17 protein-coding genes are annotated in these 18,910 nt (G+C 42.0%); 13 read left to right on the top strand and 4 right to left on the bottom strand.

What is annotated here, in order from left to right; translation table 11 throughout:
• The first annotated feature begins 31 nt into the window (after positions 1-31).
• From ACRWQM_RS10890 to ACRWQM_RS10850, 9 genes are all read left to right on the top strand, one after another.
• A complete protein-coding gene (locus tag ACRWQM_RS10890; protein WP_434930005.1) occupies positions 32-1,975 on the top strand; it encodes a tetratricopeptide repeat-containing diguanylate cyclase in 1,944 nt (647 codons plus the stop codon).
• A gap of 218 nt (positions 1,976-2,193) precedes the next feature.
• Positions 2,194-3,378: a thiolase family protein gene (locus ACRWQM_RS10885; RefSeq protein ID WP_434932023.1), complete on the top strand. Its 1,185-nt coding sequence runs from the start codon at positions 2,194-2,196 to the stop codon at positions 3,376-3,378.
• 156 nt (positions 3,379-3,534) lie between these two features.
• The gene (locus ACRWQM_RS10880) at positions 3,535-5,028 is read left to right on the top strand and encodes a CoA-acylating methylmalonate-semialdehyde dehydrogenase (RefSeq protein WP_434930004.1); all 1,494 of its coding nucleotides are present in this window, start codon (positions 3,535-3,537) and stop codon (positions 5,026-5,028) included.
• Positions 5,029-5,145: 117 nt separating this feature from the next.
• Entirely contained in the window at positions 5,146-6,303 is a 1,158-nt protein-coding gene (locus ACRWQM_RS10875; RefSeq protein WP_226410270.1) for an acyl-CoA dehydrogenase family protein, read from the top strand.
• A 55-nt stretch (positions 6,304-6,358) separates the two neighbouring features.
• Positions 6,359-7,138, top strand: coding sequence for an enoyl-CoA hydratase (locus ACRWQM_RS10870; protein ID WP_434930003.1), 780 nt, complete (start codon positions 6,359-6,361; stop codon positions 7,136-7,138).
• Entirely contained in the window at positions 7,138-8,253 is a 1,116-nt protein-coding gene (locus ACRWQM_RS10865; protein ID WP_434930002.1) for an enoyl-CoA hydratase/isomerase family protein, read from the top strand. Before ACRWQM_RS10870 ends, ACRWQM_RS10865 begins: the two co-directional genes overlap by 1 nt.
• A gap of 12 nt (positions 8,254-8,265) precedes the next feature.
• On the top strand, positions 8,266-9,171 hold the full coding sequence (gene mmsB, locus ACRWQM_RS10860) for a 3-hydroxyisobutyrate dehydrogenase (protein ID WP_434930001.1): 906 nt from the start codon (positions 8,266-8,268) through the stop codon (positions 9,169-9,171).
• A 12-nt stretch (positions 9,172-9,183) separates the two neighbouring features.
• A complete protein-coding gene (locus ACRWQM_RS10855; RefSeq protein ID WP_434925845.1) occupies positions 9,184-9,942 on the top strand; it encodes an SDR family oxidoreductase in 759 nt (252 codons plus the stop codon).
• Between the two features lie 447 nt (positions 9,943-10,389).
• On the top strand, positions 10,390-11,520 hold the full coding sequence (locus ACRWQM_RS10850; RefSeq protein WP_434930000.1) for a hypothetical protein: 1,131 nt from the start codon (positions 10,390-10,392) through the stop codon (positions 11,518-11,520).
• A gap of 248 nt (positions 11,521-11,768) precedes the next feature.
• On the opposite strand, the gene ACRWQM_RS10845 is transcribed toward ACRWQM_RS10850, so the two are convergent.
• The 4 genes from ACRWQM_RS10845 to ACRWQM_RS10830 form a co-directional block, all read right to left on the bottom strand.
• Entirely contained in the window at positions 11,769-12,020 is a 252-nt protein-coding gene (locus ACRWQM_RS10845; RefSeq protein WP_434929999.1) for a hypothetical protein, read from the bottom strand.
• 68 nt (positions 12,021-12,088) lie between these two features.
• Complete coding sequence (locus tag ACRWQM_RS10840) at positions 12,089-13,939, bottom strand: serine hydrolase domain-containing protein (protein WP_434929997.1); 1,851 nt, start codon at positions 13,937-13,939, stop codon at positions 12,089-12,091.
• Positions 13,940-13,977: 38 nt separating this feature from the next.
• Positions 13,978-14,559: a hypothetical protein gene (locus ACRWQM_RS10835; RefSeq protein ID WP_434929996.1), complete on the bottom strand. Its 582-nt coding sequence runs from the start codon at positions 14,557-14,559 to the stop codon at positions 13,978-13,980.
• 2 nt (positions 14,560-14,561) lie between these two features.
• Complete coding sequence (locus ACRWQM_RS10830; RefSeq protein WP_434929994.1) at positions 14,562-14,891, bottom strand: PadR family transcriptional regulator; 330 nt, start codon at positions 14,889-14,891, stop codon at positions 14,562-14,564.
• Positions 14,892-15,433: 542 nt separating this feature from the next.
• On the opposite strand from ACRWQM_RS10830, the gene ACRWQM_RS10825 reads away from it, so the two are divergent.
• The 4 genes from ACRWQM_RS10825 to ACRWQM_RS10810 all read left to right on the top strand — a co-directional run bounded on the left by ACRWQM_RS10825 (position 15,434) and on the right by ACRWQM_RS10810 (position 18,746).
• Positions 15,434-15,670, top strand: a complete 237-nt coding sequence (locus ACRWQM_RS10825) for a hypothetical protein (RefSeq protein WP_226415963.1) — start codon at positions 15,434-15,436, stop codon at positions 15,668-15,670.
• 13 nt (positions 15,671-15,683) lie between these two features.
• Entirely contained in the window at positions 15,684-16,664 is a 981-nt protein-coding gene (locus tag ACRWQM_RS10820) for a DMT family transporter (RefSeq protein WP_434929993.1), read from the top strand.
• A 267-nt stretch (positions 16,665-16,931) separates the two neighbouring features.
• Positions 16,932-17,405, top strand: a complete 474-nt coding sequence (locus tag ACRWQM_RS10815) for a type II secretion system protein (protein ID WP_434925849.1) — start codon at positions 16,932-16,934, stop codon at positions 17,403-17,405.
• A 417-nt stretch (positions 17,406-17,822) separates the two neighbouring features.
• A complete protein-coding gene (locus ACRWQM_RS10810; protein WP_434929992.1) occupies positions 17,823-18,746 on the top strand; it encodes a M14 family metallopeptidase in 924 nt (307 codons plus the stop codon).
• Positions 18,747-18,910: the final 164 nt, after the last annotated feature.

The following is an 18,910-nucleotide window of genomic DNA, read 5'->3' as shown; positions in this document are numbered from 1 at the left end:
ACGGTTGATCTTTTGAGATGAATTTAAGGCTATGTTCAATTTAGCGGCAATTATAACTCGCCAGTTTGTACGTTACTGTGCTGTCTTTAAAGGCATAGCGTTATTGGCTTACCTATATGGGTCAATAAGTATTGCGGCAAATTCACCTGATTTAAGCTTAATTGAACAAGATTTAACTCGCATTGATGTACCAGCCCAAAAAATTGACTATATTACTCAACAACTGTCGCTTATTAGCCATGGCTCAGCTGAAGACAAAGCCCAGTTATTATTTCACCTTGCCGCAGCGCAACAGCAAAATAAGCAACTTGATAAGGCTTTTGACAGTTATTCACAAGCCATAGATTTACTGTTAGTCACCCCTAAACCCTCTCTGTTGGTTAAAGCCTATCTGGCTCGTTCTCTTATAGTGTCCTTGCAGACCAACGATTATAAACAGTATTGTCCTGATCGAATTAACGCAGTCAAATTAGCCCGGAAACAATCAGATCAAGACCTATTAGTCCATGCATTAGCGCAAACAGCCTATTGCTTTAACCAAGCAGATAATTTTGATATTGGCCTTTTGCACTTATCCGAAGCCTTAGATATTGCCAAAAAATATCAATTAGCGCCCGATAAATTGGCAATGATTTTTAATGCGACTGCCGCGGTTTATCGTGATAATCACCTGCACAGGCAAGCGGAAGAATACTTTCAACAGGCATTCAATCATTGGCAGCAAGCGGATGATAAAAAGAGTATGTTTAACATGTTACACAATCTAGTTGGCGAAGCGATTATGCTGACTAAATGGAAACGTGCCGACGATTACCTCAAGCAAATGTCAGCGTTAATGGTGCAAATGAAAAATAATAAAGACCTGCCATTTTTCTATTACTTCAATCAAGGTCGTTACCACCTTGGGCGACAAGAATATTCATCTGCAATTCAATCATTTGAAATGGCCAATGATGCTTCAACAGAAACCGAGGAAGCTTTATTTGTCACTGAAAACTTAGGCTTATTGGCACTAAGCTTATTTCATTATCAAGATATTGCATCGGCAGGGCAAACAGCAGAGCGGTTTCTTAATTCAGATGGTCTTAATGGCCAATCAGCAACCTTAATTGAGCAAGTTAGATCGATATACTACTCTTCTGAAGGCGATTATTTTACTGCGTTAGAGTATTTATTTTCTGCAATAGCTGTTGAAAAAAATCATATCGAACAGGCCGTTTCCAATGATGTGGTGTTAGCTTCTCTCAATCATAATGTTAAAATGACTCAATATGAGAATCAATTGCTTGAAAAAGAGTTGTCGATAAATCAATTAAACTTAAACAGTCAAATAGATAAGCAAAGAATAACCAAGTTATCTATGTTTATCTTTATCGTCATTGCCGCAAGTTTAGCTGTCTTGGTGATTTTCTTAATTTATTCGAGAAGACAATTTATTCGACGTGCACAAACAGATTTTTTAACCGGTATCGCGAATCGCAGGTTTACCTTCCAAGAAGGACAAAAACGTTTACAACAATGCCAAGAACACCATCAATCTTTAGCATTAATAATGTTTGATATTGACCACTTTAAAAAAATAAATGATCAATTTGGTCATGACATTGGTGATAAAGCGATAGCTGCCGCAGTAGGTCGTAGTCAAAGTTATATTAAGCAAACCGATATTATTGGCAGGATAGGCGGTGAAGAGTTTTTATGCATTCTGCCCAATGTTGATACCAATGAAGCCATGCAAATTGCTGAGCGTTTAAGGAACGTGATAGCTGAACAGCCTTTCAAGTTTAGTGGCGTTACCGTTGGGTTTACTATTAGTTTGGGTGTTGCTGTTGCCTCAAATAGCACCTATTCAAATTGGGACCATGATTCAAGTGAGCAGCATTTTGCCGATTTGGTTAAAAAAGCTGATTTGGCGATGTATCAAGCTAAAAATCAAGGTCGAAATCAAGTTCAACTTTACCTTGAAAGTGTTTAATTTTTCTCTCAACTCCCCGTGATAACGCTAGGTTCAATTATTCTTGATTAAGCGTCTATTTATTGGTGTAAATCTTCACTGACACATGGACCGAAATTCATCCACTTCTTAGACTAATTATTACTTGCTTTACGTTCGCGTAAACGTCAAAGTGATGTCATGTTTTTTTGTGATAATTAGTTTTTATTGGAGTAGTTATGAGTTCACAGCAAGCTGGAATGGCCAATCAGGCTCAAGATATCGTCATTGTTGCAGCAAAGCGCACCCCAATGGGTGGCTTCCAAGGTGCATTGTCATCAGTGAAATCCCCAGCCTTGGCGGCCGCCGCTATTCAAGGTTTAATTGCCGAATCTGGTATCGCTTCTGCCAGTGTTGATGAAGTGCTAATGGGTTGTGTATTACCTGCAGGTTTAGGTCAGGCGCCAGCTCGTCAAGCAACATTAGGCGCAGGTTTACCGCTTTCAGTTGGTGCGACTACGATTAACAAAGTCTGTGGCTCAGGAATGAAAACCGTCATGTTAGCCCATGATTTAATTAAAGCGGGTAGCAGTGAAGTGGTTATTGCTGGTGGTATGGAAAGCATGAGTCAGGCACCGTACCTTCTTGATAAAGCGCGCAGTGGCATGCGTATGGGCCATGGCAAAGTGATGGACCATATGTTTTTAGATGGCCTAGAAGATGCCTACACTGGTGGCGCTATGGGCACATTTGCTCAGAAAACCGCAGATGACTTTGGCTTAACCCGCGAGCAAATGGACGCCTTTGCTTTAGCGTCACTTGAAAAAGCCAACAATGCGATTAACTCAGGTGCATTCAAAGCTGAAATCACTCCGGTAACAGTTAGCGATCGCCGTGGCGATATTGTTATTGATACCGATGAACAACCGGGTAATGCCCGTCCTGAAAAAATTCCGAGTTTACGTCCAGCCTTTACCAAAGACGGTACGATAACGGCGGCAAACTCTAGCTCAATTTCTGATGGTGCCGCGGTGTTATTGCTGATGACCCGTGAAAAAGCCGCCAATTTAGGCTTAGCGGTTTTAGCTACTATCAAAGGCCATACCACACACTCACAAGAGCCAGCCATGTTCACTACCGCACCAGTAGGTGCGATGAATAAATTGCTTGGTAAAGTAGATTGGACTAAGGATGATGTTGATTTATTCGAAATCAACGAAGCATTTGCCATGGTGACTATGTTAGCGATTTCTGAACTTGGTTTAGACGCCAATAAAGTCAATGTTAATGGCGGAGCATGTGCACTAGGTCACCCTATTGGTTGTTCTGGTGCGCGTTTGCTAGTGACCCTAATTCACGCATTAAAAGCACGCGGATTACATCGTGGTGTAGCGTCATTATGTATTGGCGGCGGTGAAGCCGTGGCCATGGCGATTGAAGTATAAGTATAAAGCGCTTGACGCTGAGTACGATTTAGAAAACATAACATTCAACAAGACAGGCATTAATGAGCAATAACCCGATACCAAGTGATTGGGATAAATACAACATCATCGCCATTAATGCTTACCCCGATTTAATCTGGTTCAAAGGGAAATATTATGACCATACAAGTAAAACATTATATTGATGGCGAGTTCACAGTGGGTACTGGCACGCAAAATATCGATGTCACTAACCCCATTAATAATGGTGTGATTGCTAAAATTAACGCGGCGACACCTGCTGAAGTTGAGCAAGCAATTCACAGTGCAAAAGAAGCGTTTAAAACCTGGAAAGAAGTGCCAGTATCAGAACGTGCTCGGGTGATGTTACGTTACCAGCACCTGTTGAAAGAACATCACGATGAAATCGCGACTATTCTAGCCCAAGAAACCGGTAAAACCTTTGAAGATGCTAAAGGCGATGTATGGCGCGGTATTGAAGTGGCAGAGCACGCCTGTAATGTTGCCTCATTAATGATGGGCGAAACCGTTGAAAACGTTGCCCGCAATATTGATACCTATAGCTACACCCAACCGCTTGGCGTCTGTGCTGGTATTACGCCATTTAACTTCCCTGCGATGATCCCTTTATGGATGTTCCCATTAGCCATTGCCTGCGGTAACACCTTTATTTTAAAACCGTCTGAACAAGACCCGATGACACCACAACGTTTAGTGGAGTTATTTGTTGAAGCGGGTGCGCCAAAAGGCGTATTACAGCTTATTCATGGTGATAAAGTGGCGGTTGATATTTTACTGCGTGATCCAGCCATCAAGGCAATTTCGTTTGTAGGCTCTGTGGCGGTAGGTCAATACATCTACAAAACAGGTACAGATAACCTTAAACGTGTGCAAGCGTTTGCTGGGGCAAAGAATCACTGCGTGATCATGCCTGATGCAAGCAAACAACATGTGATTAATAATTTAGTTGGCGCTTCTGTTGGCGCGGCAGGTCAACGCTGTATGGCCATTTCAGTGGCGATATTTGTCGGTAAAGCCAAAGAGTGGATCCCAGAATTAAAAGAAGCTTTAGCCAAAGTACGTCCAGGTTTATGGAATGATGCTGATGCGGCCTATGGCCCAGTGATTAGCCCTGCGGCTAAAACACGGGTATTAAGCTTAATCGAACAAGGCAAACAAGAAGGGGCTGAATGCTTGCTAGATGGCAGTGACTTTACCGTTGAAGGCTATGAGTCAGGTAACTGGGTTGGCCCAACCATGTTTTCTAAAGTCACTACAGACATGAGCATTTACAAAGAAGAAATCTTTGGCCCTGTTTTATGTTGTATGGAAGCTGACAATTTAGATGATGCTATTGAACTGGTAAATAACAGTCCATACGGCAATGGCACCTCAATCTTTACCGCATCGGGTGGCGCTGCACGCAAATATCAACACGAAATAGAAGTCGGCCAAGTGGGTATTAACGTGCCAATTCCAGTGCCTTTACCTTTCTTTTCATTCACAGGTTGGAAAGGCAGTTTTTACGGCGATCAACACGCATACGGTAAGCAAGCGGTACGTTTCTATACTGAAACTAAAACCATTACTTCACGTTGGTTTGAAACCGACGCCGTTAGCGGTCCAAATATGAGTATTAATCTTAAATAAGCTTATATTTCGATTAGATTTAAGATAATAACAAGACCTAATGGCAGGTTAAATTCCCTTTGGCCTGCCAACAAATGACCCAAGAGTCATCAAACATAACAAATTAGGAGTCCCTCAATGGATTTTAATTTAAATGAAGATCAACGCCAATTTGCTGATCTTGCCCGTCAATTTGCCGCCGATGAATTAACTCCGTTTGCGGCTAAATGGGATGAAGAGCACCACTTCCCTAAAGACGTGATTCAAAAAGCTGGTGAACTGGGCTTTTGCTCATTATATTCACCAGAGTCTGAAGGCGGTATGGGCTTATCACGTTTAGATGCCTCAATTATCTTTGAAGAGCTATCTTACGGTTGCACCGCAACCACCGCCATGTTAACTATTCACAATATGGCCACCTGGATGGTGACAACTTGGGGATCTGAGACTGTCCGCAGTCAATGGTCAGAAGGGCTCACTACAGGTCAGCTATTAGCCTCATATTGTTTAACTGAACCGGGTTCAGGCAGTGATGCCGCATCACTGCAAACTAAAGCGGTGCGCGATGGTGATGATTACATTATTAATGGTTCAAAAGTGTTTATTTCTGGCGCGGGTGAAACCGAGCTATTAGTGGTGATGTGCCGCACTGGCGAAGCAGGCCCTAAAGGCATTTCAGCGGTTGTTATTCCGGCCGATGCTGCGGGTGTATCTTACGGCAAAGCGGAAGATAAAATGGGCTGGAATGCACAGCCAACAAGACAAATCAGTTTTGAAAATGTCCGCATCCCGGTGACTAATCTTTTAGGTGAAGAAGGCCAAGGGTTTACCTTTGCGATGAAAGGCTTAGATGGCGGGCGCATCAATATTGCCACTTGTTCTATTGGTACGGCGCAATCTGCACTTGATCGCGCAACTCAATATATGAATGAGCGTAAGCAATTTGGCAAACCGTTAGCGGCATTTCAAGCATTACAATTTAAGTTAGCTGATATGGCGACAGAATTAGTTGCTGCGCGCCAAATGGTGCGATTAGCGGCGTTTAAATTAGACATGCAAGACCCAGAATCAAGTGCTTATTGTGCAATGGCAAAACGCTTTGCAACTGATGTTGGTTTTCAGGTTTGTGATGCAGCGCTGCAAATTCATGGTGGTTATGGCTATATTCGTGAATATCCGTTAGAGCGTCATTTCCGTGATGTGCGCGTGCATCAAATTCTTGAGGGTACCAACGAAATTATGCGGTTGATTATTGCCCGTCGATTACTGGATGAAAACGCTCACCCAATTCGTTAATCGGGTCGCTAATCATTCAAACTAGACAATTTCAACGGACGATAAGGCTATCACAATGACCACAGAAGCTATTTGGGTGCGTATTGACGGAAATACCGCCATTATTAAAATGAATAACCCGCCAGCTAACACCTGGACTGCGCAAAGCTTACAAGCGCTAACCGCTAAAGTGCTTGAGTTAAATGACAATAAAGAGATTTATGCTTTGGTTATTACCGGCCAGGGCGAGAAGTTTTTCTCTGCGGGTGCTGACTTGAATTTATTTGCCGATGGCGACAAAGGCAATGCAGCCACTATGGCCAAGCATTTTGGTGCTGCATTTGAGGCATTAAGTGCCTTTCGTGGCGTGTCAATTGCGGCGATTAACGGTTATGCCATGGGCGGTGGTTTAGAAGTGGCTTTAGCCTGTGATATCCGTATTGCTGAAGTGCAGGCTCAAATGGCCTTACCTGAAGCCAGCGTCGGCTTATTGCCCTGTGCTGGCGGTACGCAAAACTTAACCGCTTTGGTGGGTGAGGGCTGGGCAAAACGGATGATTTTATGCGGCGAACGCATTGATGCCGCTAAAGCTGAAAAAATTGGTTTGGTGGAAGAAGTGGTTGAGCAAGGACAAGCCTTAGATGCGGCTATTGCACTGGCGGCAAAAGTGGCACGTCAATCACCTAGCAGTGTGTCGGTATGTAAAACCTTAATTCAGGCTGGACGCACAATGCCACGCGCACAGGCTTTACCTTTAGAGCGTGAGCTTTTTATCGGCCTATTCGATACAGAAGATCAAGCCGAAGGCGTTAATGCTTTCCTTGAAAAGCGTAAACCAAACTGGAGAAACTGCTAATGACCCAAGATGTCATATTTCAAACTCTCGGCACATTATCGGGTAAGTCTATCGGAATCGTCACCCTTAATATCGAAAAAGCGCTTAATGCACTGAATATCGATATGGTGAAGGCGATGACCGCTCAATTACTGCAATGGCAAACCAATGATGATATCGCCTTAGTGGTATTAGAAGGTAGCGGCGAAAAAGCATTCTGTGCCGGCGGTGATGTGCGGGCTATTTATCATGCCTCAATCGCTAACCCAAATAAAATGACTGACGAAGCCTGTGAGTTTTTCACTCAAGAATACCAGTTAGATTATTTGCTACATCAGTTTGGCAAGCCAGTACTAGTGTGGGGCGATGGCATTGTGATGGGCGGCGGATTAGGCTTAATGGCCGGCGGCAGTCATCGCGTATTAACCGAGCGCAGCCGTATTGCTATGCCTGAAGTGACTATTGGTTTATACCCAGATGTGGGTGGCAGCTACTTTTTAAATCGGATGCCAGGCAAAACCGGGCTATTTTTAGGGCTGACGGCGTACAACATGAACGCGGCAGATGCCATGTATGTCAATGTCGGTACTCATTTTCTAGCCAGTGATGACAAAGAGCCGCTGTTTGATGCCCTAGCTGATATTCACTGGAATGATAATGCCGATGTGAATCATCAAGCGTTAACACAGCTATTAACCTCGATGCAAAATAAAGTCTCAGTGGCGCTTTGCGACAGTCCACTAGAACAATTCCAGCAACAGATTAATTTGCTCATGTCAGGTGATATTGAAGATGTTCACCATCAATTGTCTAGCTTACAAACCGAACTAGACTGGCTTAAACGGGCACAAAAAACCGCATTAGCAGGCAGCCCATTAAGCTGGCATTTAGTGTTTGCTCAAGCAGCACTGGGTACAGAATTAGACTTAGCAGATTGCTTTAAATGGGAGCTAGGTGTCAGCGTTAACTGTTGCTCTCATGGCGATTTTTGTGAAGGAGTAAGGGCGCTGCTCATTGATAAAGACCGTAATCCAAAATGGCGTTTTGCCGATGTATCAGAGGTGACAGATGAAGCTTTATCGGCCTTACTCACCTCACCTTGGCAAGCGAATAACCACCCATTAAAAGACTTTTAAAAGGAATTGAACATGGCAACAGTAGCATTTATTGGATTAGGTAACATGGGCGGCCCTATGGCGGCCAATTTAATTAAAGCGGGCATGACGGTAACGGTATTTGACCTTAATCCACAGGCCGTAGCAACATTAACCGATCAAGGCGCATTAAGCGCCAAAACAGCTTGTGGCGCAGCGGCGTCAGCCGACTATGTCATTAGTATGTTACCAGCGGGCAAACACGTTCAAAGTATCTATATGGGTGATGACAACAATAAAGGTTTATTAGATGTTGTCGGTAAAGACACCTTATTAATTGACTGCTCAACCATTGATGCCGCCACAGCGCAATTAGTCGGCGCTAAAGCCGCTGAAAAAGGCCTCGCCTTTATGGATGCTCCTGTTTCTGGTGGCACAGCAGGCGCAGCAGCAGGGACATTGACCTTTATTTGCGGTGGCACAGAAGCGGCTTTTACCCAGGCACAAACGGTATTAACGGTAATGGGGGCAAATATTTTCCATGCAGGCCAGGTCGGCGCAGGTCAAATTGCTAAAATTTGTAATAACATGCTGTTATCAGTATTAATGGTTGGCACTAGCGAGTCTTTGCAATTAGGCATAGATAACGGTTTAGATCCTAAAGTATTGTCTGATATCATGAAAGTCAGCAGCGGCGGAAACTGGACGCTTGAAAAATATAACCCTTGTCCTGACGTGATGGAAAATGTGCCATCATCAAAAGGCTATCAAGGTGGTTTTATGGTTGATCTAATGGTGAAAGACTTAGGCTTGTCACAACAAGCTGCCTTAGGTTCAAACTCAAGTACCCCAATGGGCGCATTAGCGCGTAGTTTATATGTTAACCATGCTCGTCAAGGTCATGGTCGTCTTGATTTTTCGAGCATTTTTGAACAATTTGCCAATCAAAATAAAAAGTAAAAGGACTCGGTAATGGAATTAAAAGATAAGGTTGTCGTCATCACAGGTGGCGCGGGTGGTTTAGGTCTTGCTATGGCGCATGATTTAGCCTCCCAAGGTGCAAAATTGGCGCTTATCGATGTAGACCAAGCAAAACTTGAGCAAGCGTGTGCAGACTTAGGTGCAATAACTGAAGTGCAAGGTTATGCGTTCGACATTACCGACGAAGAAGATGTAGTTGCGGGGTTCAATTTTATTCGCGAAGATTTTGGTCATATCAATGTGTTAATCAATAACGCGGGTATTTTGCGTGATGGATTAATGGTTAAGGCAAAAGATGGCAAAGTAACTGACCGTATGTCCTATGAAAAATTTCAGTCAGTCATTAATGTCAATCTAACCGGCACATTTTTGTGCGGCCGTGAAGCTGCTGTAGCCATGATTGAAACTGGCCAGCAAGGCGTGATTATCAACATTTCAAGCCTAGCTAAAGCGGGTAACATGGGGCAATCTAACTATTCAGCATCAAAAGCAGGTGTTGCAGCAATGTCTGTCGGTTGGGCCAAAGAACTAGCCCGTTATAATATCCGTTCAGCCGCAGTGGCGCCGGGTGTTATAGCCACTGAAATGACCGCAGCGATGAAGCCTGAAGCGTTAGAGCGCATGACGAAAATGGTTCCTGTAGGACGTTTAGGTGAAGCCCATGAAATTGCTTCTACCGTACGTTTTATCATTGAAAACGATTATGTAAATGGTCGTGTATTTGAAATTGACGGCGGCATTCGCCTGTAATCTTAAGCTTGGTATTATCGTTAAACAAAGCCGAGCCTAGCTCGGCTTTTTGCTGATGAGTATTTATCTTTATTTCGTCTGCTGCTTAATTCCAATGCGTCTAAGACACGCCGCAAATACATCCCTTTATGTTACCTGCACTGTGTTTATGTAGTTGCAATGAGGTTTGACGGAATAACAATAATATGTGAACAAAAAGCAGTCTAAAGGACGGTATTTATAAGAACCGGACTATTCTAATATATTGATCTTGTTTGATTTATTTTTTACATTGGCCGCAGATACTTTTAACGCGCAATTTACGTTTTATATTTGAGTGCAACAGTCATTAAATTACTTTACTTCAAAGACCTAGCAAATGTAGGATGATATTAATCAATAACTTAAACGCTCGGCTTTATCGGTCGAGGCGTTCAGTAAGCTGTTAGCTTTGTTCAAGGAGTGGGCATGATTATCGATAAAAAGTATCAAGAAAAAATCTTAAAAAATCTATTCTATTTAATAGCTACACTATTGTCAGTTAATTCTTATTCCAATAATTTGCCATTAACTAATGATGATATTCATCGAATAGAGCATCCTCCAGGGATGCAAATTATGAGTACAATCATTACACCCAAAGAATCTTTAGTTCTTATTTATGAACACTTTTATAATTATGATATGAAATCTGGAGAGCTTAGATACAGTGAGTTGGACATAAATCCAAGCTCTATATTGTCATCGAAGCCAAAGACTCTTGAGTTTGAAAATAATCAACCTGTGAATTTTAGAACAGGGGTTAGTAGCGTTAAAGGAAATAATGTTGAATGGTTATATTTTGTTGAATCTGAAACAACTTATTTTAAACCAGCATCACTTTATAGGGCACAGTGGGGAAGCAACAACAAACTAGTAAATAAACAATTACTTTCTCTACCTATGCCTATTGCGGCAGCAAGTGCACCAAAATGGTATTTACTTAATAACGGTAAAGTTGCGCTAGTTTATCGTTCAAAACCCTATCCAGGTTGTTGCCAATTATTATTTAGTCTAAGTAATGACGGTGTTAATTTTGACTCTCCTATCGATATTGGAAGCGGAGGAGCAATGCCTGCGTTAGCAATATTTTCATCAGGCGAACTTATTTATACATTTCAAACTAGATTTACTAGTAAAGCTAATGATTCAGATGGAAAAGAAAAATCAGGTATGAGAACTCATTTTAGGCTGTCTACAAATAATGGAGCTAATTGGGGAAAGCCAATTCCAATCACAACGAGGGTTGAAGGGGTTCATGATGCAAGTCCGATTCAACGTAAAGATGGTTATGTTGACGTATATTATTCATCAATTGACAGTCGTCATGAAAATGATGTTTTTTCATTATGGCGAAGGTGTGTTTCTACTTCAGGAAAGTTAGGACCTGAAGAATTAGTTGTTGATAAAAGCTTTGGTAATATTGCAAAAGTATCACCGCATAGGTTGAGTGATGGCTCTTTATTGCTAACATTTGTTGAGCAAGGTAAGGTTTATTCTGAAGGAGATCATAACCTTCATGCAGCAAAAATCCTGAGTGATGCTAAATGTAGTGTATAACAAAGCTAATCGAGTAGCCGGAGGTATCTAACCTCCAGCCCCCACACCACCTTGCATGCGGCTCCGCACAGGGCGGTTCATTTAAAATGCCTAATAAACTTTCTGGTAAGAATAATCAAAATAACATGGCCATATATGGACGATCCCGGTGAGTCAAGATAATACTCTGCTCACCCAAAGCTTTTTGGCCTTGGCAATAACATTGCCCCCCAAGATTTCTAGCTAAATATTGAACGATTAACTACGCTTTATTTAAATGTAACTTTGCCACCCACCATCTTAAATGCCGGTGCGCCTCTCACTAATGTGTCTCTGGCAAATACTTGGCCGCATTCAGGGCATGTGCAAGCAACCTTGGTGTTGTCTTCAACAATACGCTCTTTAAAGCATTTGATTAAGGCGCCTTTACCTCCCTTACGATATTTAAACAGTTGGGCTTTACACTTAGCGCAGAATACATCGACGGTGCGCGAAGGGCCTTTCTTGTTAGGTTGGGCCATTTATTGTTTACTCTATTTTATTAAACATTGGCCCAGTAGCACTGGGCGGCTTTATGTAGACCAATCTACTAACTCCAAAACATCAAATTGAATGTACCGAAGTGAATTAAATACGCAGCTAATCCCCATTGACTTAACACTGCAATAGCCCAGTAGCACTTGTTACGCTTTAAGTTTAGGCTAGATCTTTTTTGCCATACTGCCCAGCTAAAATACGCAATAGTGAATGGCCACAGGCAGCTGATTATCCATATGCTGATGGACGGTAGCGATAGACTATTTAGCGCCCACAATTGCAATTGAGAGAAGCAAAAATAAAGGCCGATAAAAATCAATGGCAATAGCAGACAGGCTAAATGCAGTGTGAATCGAGTCGGTAACGCCTTGCGTCTGATGGCTAAAATGGCGCTATAAATGGTCATCATTGCTGCGCTAAGGCTGGTGACTAACACCAATATACCTAAAGCTAAAAAGAGATAATTTAACCAAGGCCCGTACCAACGCGTGTCGGCAAGGTATGTGTCCCAGGTTTCCTGTATTAAGGTCTGGCCTTGGCTGTCTAATGTTAGGGTTAGGCTAATTGCTTGCTTGTTTTTAGGGCGAAACCCTTGGTTTCCTACGTAGATATATTCATCGGCAGTACCAAACAGCGGTTTGATAATGAGTTGCTCGCCATCAAAACTCACCTGGCTTGCTTTAAATAATCTGTCCATCGTTGCCATGCCTTCCTGACGAGCACTTTCAGGACGGTAAAAGCCAAGCCATGGAGTGATATCAAAATCGAGCGGTATAGCCTCGGGTATAGCAGGGCTGGCTATATGTTCAAGCGCCTTATCAAATACCATACCACCAGACAGTTCTATACTATTGCTTAACGCGACGAAGGCCATATTTTTTTCTGTTGAGAAGCACACCTGAGTCAAAAAGCCATCTATGCCACCGGAATGACAAAAATAACGGCCGCTTTCTCTGTTAACGGGATAGATCCCCAGACCATATGCCCCCTGATGGATCACACTGTGTTTGTCCATCGCACTGGTGTGCATTAATGTCCAGCTTGCTTTGCTCAGTATTCTTGTTCCGTCCAATTCCCCTTCGTTTAGTAGCATACGGCTAAAGCGGGTTAAGTCATGCAGTGTGGTAACTAAGCTACCTGCAGGTCTTACTGAAAGTGGCAACGCAGGTACCAAATACTTGCCGCCACTTAGCGCTGAACCATGGCCATTAATCAATGTCGCTAATACCTGTTCATCTTGATGAAAGCTGGATTGTGTCATGCCCAATGGCTGGAGTAGGTGGGTATTTAACCAATTCTCATAGGACTCACCAGTGAGCTGCTCTAAAAGATGTCCCGCTACTAAATAGCCAAAGTTTGAATAGGCTTGTCGAGTGCCGGGGCGCCAGCGCACGATGAGTTGGTACTGTGAAATGACTTTATCTAATGCTAAATTTTCCTGTCCAGTATCGCTATAGATTTCAGTGAGGTTGGCATCTCTGAGGCCTGCGGTATGCGATAACAGATCTTTTACTCTGACAGGATCAGTGTCAGACCAGGGATTAACAAAGCGCACATTGGGCAGATAAACACTGATAGGAGCGTCTAAATCTAGTTTACCTTGATCTACCAGTTGTAGCAGACCTATGGCTATGAATGTTTTACTGACTGACCCCGCTCTAAATCGGCTGTTTTCATCAATGTTATTCTCAAGTCCATCTTTAACAGACCCATTATGGTACTGCCAAACTGTGCCCTTAGCATCGGATAATGTAGTGGCTAAGGCCATGCCATTATCTTGTCTTAATGTGTCCATTCCCTGGGTAAGTGCTTGCCAGTCGGAAGTGTCTTGCCAGTGTGTGTCTGATGCGAAACATGTTGGCGCGATAAAAAGCAAAGCTGCAAAATAGAATTTGTTTAGCATAATAAGTGTCCCTGTTAATGTTCGTCCATTGATGGGGATTATTTCAATAGTTTGAGCATGGCGATGGCTAGTTTGTAGAGTAACCAGCTGCTTATTAAGGCGAGTGGGATGAAGCCATATCCTAAATGTTCTTGCCAGCCATCTACATTGACAAAGAAACCCAGCATCATACCGTCATCTTTAGTAAACAAGCCGATGTTGTCATAGAAAAAGGGCTTAAGCAGTGCTAATACCGCAAGAGGTAATGCCAGTAAAGCAATGAAACCGATAAGAATAGCGAGTAAGGTTTTTTTAACGCTGCGGCCCGACTGATAACCAAGTACCCGACCCATAGCCGCAGGGGTGCCAGAGTGCTGGGCATCGGTGACAAAAGCTGCAGATAATAGCGGTGGAATAATGTCCTGGGGTTGCCCCAAACTCTTTAGGGCATCACTGAGTTTTTGCAGCTGCGACTCTGCCGGATTAGCTTGAGCGGCCTCGAAAGCATGTGACTCAAGTTCTTGGCGTATGGTCATGGCTTGTGAGAAAGGTGCCTTAGTCAGCTCTTTGTCAACTTTGGCGAAGTAGTCTTGCCATAGGGTGTTTGTTTTTGCGCAGTTAAAGTAGCCATTATTGTTCATTATTATTTGCTCCAAGCTTGGTTTACTGAGGCGTTAATTTGTTGCCATGCAGTGTTCATTTTATTGACAGTTTCTAGCCCCAAAGGGGTAATTTGGTAATATTTTCGTGCAGGACCTGATTCCATTATTTCCCATCTAAAATCAATAAGTTCCTCCTTGTTTAGTCGGCTTAATAAGGGATAAATGGTGCCTTCAGCTAAATCGATATCGGCAAGAGCCTTGAGTTTAATGATCAAGCTGTAGCCGTAATATTCGTTATCTTTTAAGCATAAAAGCACAAGGAATTCTAATAACCCTTTACGCATCTGTTTTTGCCAGCGTTCGATACTCATCTTGACTCCGATTATTAATTTACACATACATAGTATTGCAAGGTAGGTGTGCATATTATTAGCACACATACATAGTAATGCAAGGTATGTATGAAATATTGTTATCATTTAAATTTATTGAGGTGCTGCATACGATGAGTTTTTTATTTTTTCGATATGAAAAAGGTGCTTGTGTTCCTTTATTTTTTTAGGGTTTTTCTAATTAGGTGTCTGTTATAAATGAATTTTGTTAAATATAAGGCGGCTAATGTCGCTGTTGGGATAGCTTTCTATCTGCTTATTTAACGGCTCTGTTATATGTTTAGATAAAGCACCTGAAATTGCTTCTTCCATGGGTTTTATCAGTGAACACTATGATGTAAATGGCCATGGAGTTGAAATTGACGGCGGCATTCGCTTGTAAACTTAAGCATGTTATTATGCTGACCCAAAGCCGAGCCTAGCTCGGCTTTTGTGTGTGCCAAACTTATTTATTGGCATAGGTATAAGCATAATATTGCTATTGATTACATTTTTATGAAGGGACTAAAGTGAACATTACAATGATAGAAGTGTGGATTAAAAAGGTCATGCTGCTTGTGGGTATATTGGGTGTGATTGTTATCTACGCTGGTTTTTTGTATCTGTTTTTCAGTGGTCGCTCGACTGCGGGTTTACCCTGGTTTTTGCTTATATCGCCGTGGATTTGTATTTACTTTGGCTTATCACAAACTCGCCAATTAGCCACAATTGGTTGGTTTGTTAATAAATTCACCTTCACTAAAAATAAAAATCCTTAAAAGGTAAGTTAACTTGTCCGATAAAATCTCAACGCCATCATCGCTTATCACGGCAGCTTTAACCTTGATAGCATTGGTGGCGTTTGCTGCTAATTCTGTATTAAGCCGTATGGCACTAGGCGGGGGTGAAGCCCGCTTAATTGATGCCGATTCATTCACCTTAATTCGATTATTATCAGGTGCATTAACCCTGTGGTTGATTGTTGGTTGCATGCATTTATATCAACAAAAACCAGCCAAGTTATCAGACTCGTTGACCTCCCTTAAGCAGCATTCTTATCAACATCATCCATTTTACAACTGGCGTAAGTGGTTAGGGGCGTTAAGTTTACTGGCCTATGCTTGGTTATTTTCTATCGCTTATTTGTCGTTAGATACCGCAACGGGAGCGCTGGTTTTATTTGGTGCGGTACAATTATCAATGAATGTGGTTGCGGTTATTCAAGGGCAAAGGCCCACGGCATTTGAAGTTATCGGCAGTGTTATTGCGTTTATCGGGCTTGGATATTTGTTGTGGCCTAATATCGGCACGCCTCAATATTGGTCGATGATACTCATGGCATTAAGTGGTGTGGCGTGGGGAATGTATTCTTTACTTGGGCGACAAAGTCACTCTCCGGTACTAGATTCTGCCGATTATTTTAGCCGAAGTATGATTTTAATGCTGGCCGGGTTGGTCATATTAAGTTTGGCTATGAATGTTAATTCAGTGCAATTAACCCTAAGCAATACACTGCAAAGTGCGCATTATGATGGAGTCATATTAGCCATAGTGTCCGGTGCGTTGACCTCAGGTATTGGTTACGCTATTTGGTATAAGGCGTTAACAGGGCTTAACCCATCAAAAGCCGCTGCACTGCAATTAAGTGTGCCTTTTATTGCCGCCGTTGGAGGTGTTGTGTTTAATCATGAAACATTAAGCCTGCATTTAATCGCTAGCGGGGCAATCATTTTAAGTGGTATCTCACTGGTGTTAATCGCGCGTAATAAGTAACTTAAATGGTTAGGGTATTTACATTGATAATGTGCAAAACCCCGCAAGCGACACCTAATAATGAGCTGGATTATTTGCTATTGGTATAGCTTAGCTGATGTAAATTGTTGATAATTGATATCGCGCTAATTTTACCTATGCCTTATTTGCTAGTAGGGTAATATTGTTAACTTGGCTGATTTGTTATATACAGTAGGGTTTAATGCAATGGGCAGCTTGGCTTCTTTTGGTTTATTAAAACGCCCTAAATAAAGTAGATTAATACATATGTATCATCCTAAAAAACAACAAGGTTTTACTTTAATCGAGTTAGTTGTCGTTATTATTATTTTAGGTATTTTAGCCGTTGTAGCTGCACCTAAGTTTATCAATATCAGTGGCGATGCGCGTATTGCCTCGCTTGAATCTTTAGAAGGGGCTATGCGATCAGCATCTGAGTTAGTCAATGTGAAAGCGAGAATAGAAAATAAGACAGATTGCGCTATAGACCCTGTGGTTAAAGTAGGAAGTGAGTCTATTACTTTGCGTTGTGGGTATCCCTGTCCTCATCCGAATGGAATCGCTAAAGCCGTTGAAACTGACGCTAGTTTTACTTGGGTGGGTGGTAATTGTAGCGGGCAATTGGGTGCGATAGAAGTTAAAGTCAAACTGGCACCTGATCCTAATACCTGTAAGATTCGATATTCTTCAGCTCGTAATAATGTTCCACCAAGTTTTACCTCAACAATAACGGGTTGTTGATATAATTAAAGTCACTATTTTATGTTGAGATTTTGACGATCTTGTCATGATGTTTTGTCGGGACTTTGGTTTATTTATACATTTTCTGCTTCAATGGCTTTGTTCGCCTTCCTTTTTTTGTGTGGCCTTTATAGTAATCACTTTTATTTATATTGTTTATCTAGTTGATTTTAAAACGTTGGGCAAGTTTGAGAACAAGTGAATCCATTCCAATAATAGCTAGATTGGCTCTAGCAGTTGCTAGGCAATATATTAATTACAGTTTTACTCTTTTCGATGGTTTACAGCGATGGGGGAGACTTACTTAGGCGATTGATCGATTTGCCTAACTCAATCGGTTAATATGCTGACCTGAAAGATTATCTAAGTAACCTTTAGTTAAGTCTCCATTTAGTTTAGTCGCATGATAGAGGGTTTATGACACAAGAAGCAGTTTTTCCAATTGGCACGCCGGGGCAACCTTGGGATGAGTCAGAGAAAGCACAATGGTTAGCCCAAGTTACCATTAAGCGCAGTTATCAAGATGAAGTGATGAGCAAGTTTGCCGCTTTATCAGCAGATTTTGAACAGGTTAATTATGGCGCACTAACATTTGATGCGGCTAAATATCCTTTGTTTGCCTTTAAAACTAAAAATTGGAGTGCCACTAAAAAGACCATACTGGTCACCGGTGGGGTACACGGTTATGAAACCAGTGGTGTTCATGGTGCCATTCAATTTTTAGACACTAAAGCCGCGCACTATAGCCAATATTTTAATATTGCCGTGGCACCTTGTATTAGCCCATGGGGATATGAAACGGTCAATCGTTGGAACCCTAAAGCAATTGACCCGAATCGCTCATTTTATGCTGATAGCCCTGCCGAAGAGTCTGCAGCCTTAATGGCTTTTGTTGCCTCATTAGGTGAGGTGTACGCACATATTGATTTACATGAAACTACCGACACAGACGAATGTGAATTTAGACCACTACTGTCAGCAAGAGATGGTAAAGAGTATGAGGCGGGTATTATTCCTGATGGCTTTTATTTAGTCGGCGACTCTGAAAATCCAACGCCTGAGTTTCAAAAAGCAATTATTGATGCTGTGGCAAAAATAACCCATATCGCGCCAGATGATGACGGCCAATTAATTGAAGTGCCTATTGAGCAATTTGGGGTGATTAATTATCCGGTTAAAAAACTCAGTTTATGCGCTGGTATTACCCATAATCATTTTAATACTACAACAGAAGTTTACCCGGATAGCCCTAATGTAACGGCTAAAGAATGTAATGATGCCCAAGTTGCGGCAATAACTGGTGGACTTGATTATATAATTGAATATTTAAAAATAGGCTAAAATAACGTTTAGATATTGATGACGTTCAGTAGACAGGACGTTCAGTAGACAGGACGTCATTTTATGATTCGCTAAGCTATCATTTCGCTTAGGTTGATAAATAGTCCAAAAATCTCTAAAATGTCGCGCTTGATTCTGCCTGTCTTTGTCCTATATTGCTTATT

The sequence above is a fragment of the Shewanella sp. HL-SH5 genome (assembly GCF_051163755.1).
GTDB classification, from domain to species: Bacteria; Pseudomonadota; Gammaproteobacteria; order Enterobacterales; family Shewanellaceae; genus Shewanella; species Shewanella glacialimarina.
The sequence above is the reverse complement of the archived record's forward strand: the minus strand, read 5'-3'. Positions and strand labels throughout refer to the sequence as shown.

Coding starts and splice junctions, on each gene's coding strand:
- ACRWQM_RS10825 (WP_226415963.1), top strand. CDS start 15,434: ATGATAGAAGTGTGGATTAAAAAGGTCATGCTGCTTGTGGGTATATTG.
- ACRWQM_RS10870 (WP_434930003.1), top strand. CDS start 6,359: ATGACCACAGAAGCTATTTGGGTGCGTATTGACGGAAATACCGCCATT.
- ACRWQM_RS10880 (WP_434930004.1), top strand. CDS start 3,535: ATGACCATACAAGTAAAACATTATATTGATGGCGAGTTCACAGTGGGT.
- ACRWQM_RS10810 (WP_434929992.1), top strand. CDS start 17,823: ATGACACAAGAAGCAGTTTTTCCAATTGGCACGCCGGGGCAACCTTGG.
- ACRWQM_RS10890 (WP_434930005.1), top strand. CDS start 32: ATGTTCAATTTAGCGGCAATTATAACTCGCCAGTTTGTACGTTACTGT.
- ACRWQM_RS10855 (WP_434925845.1), top strand. CDS start 9,184: ATGGAATTAAAAGATAAGGTTGTCGTCATCACAGGTGGCGCGGGTGGT.
- ACRWQM_RS10845 (WP_434929999.1), bottom strand. CDS start 12,020: ATGGCCCAACCTAACAAGAAAGGCCCTTCGCGCACCGTCGATGTATTC.
- mmsB (WP_434930001.1), top strand. CDS start 8,266: ATGGCAACAGTAGCATTTATTGGATTAGGTAACATGGGCGGCCCTATG.
- ACRWQM_RS10850 (WP_434930000.1), top strand. CDS start 10,390: ATGATTATCGATAAAAAGTATCAAGAAAAAATCTTAAAAAATCTATTC.
- ACRWQM_RS10865 (WP_434930002.1), top strand. CDS start 7,138: ATGACCCAAGATGTCATATTTCAAACTCTCGGCACATTATCGGGTAAG.
- ACRWQM_RS10835 (WP_434929996.1), bottom strand. CDS start 14,559: ATGAACAATAATGGCTACTTTAACTGCGCAAAAACAAACACCCTATGG.
- ACRWQM_RS10875 (WP_226410270.1), top strand. CDS start 5,146: ATGGATTTTAATTTAAATGAAGATCAACGCCAATTTGCTGATCTTGCC.
- ACRWQM_RS10815 (WP_434925849.1), top strand. CDS start 16,932: ATGTATCATCCTAAAAAACAACAAGGTTTTACTTTAATCGAGTTAGTT.
- ACRWQM_RS10885 (WP_434932023.1), top strand. CDS start 2,194: ATGGCCAATCAGGCTCAAGATATCGTCATTGTTGCAGCAAAGCGCACC.
- ACRWQM_RS10830 (WP_434929994.1), bottom strand. CDS start 14,891: ATGAGTATCGAACGCTGGCAAAAACAGATGCGTAAAGGGTTATTAGAA.
- ACRWQM_RS10840 (WP_434929997.1), bottom strand. CDS start 13,939: ATGCTAAACAAATTCTATTTTGCAGCTTTGCTTTTTATCGCGCCAACA.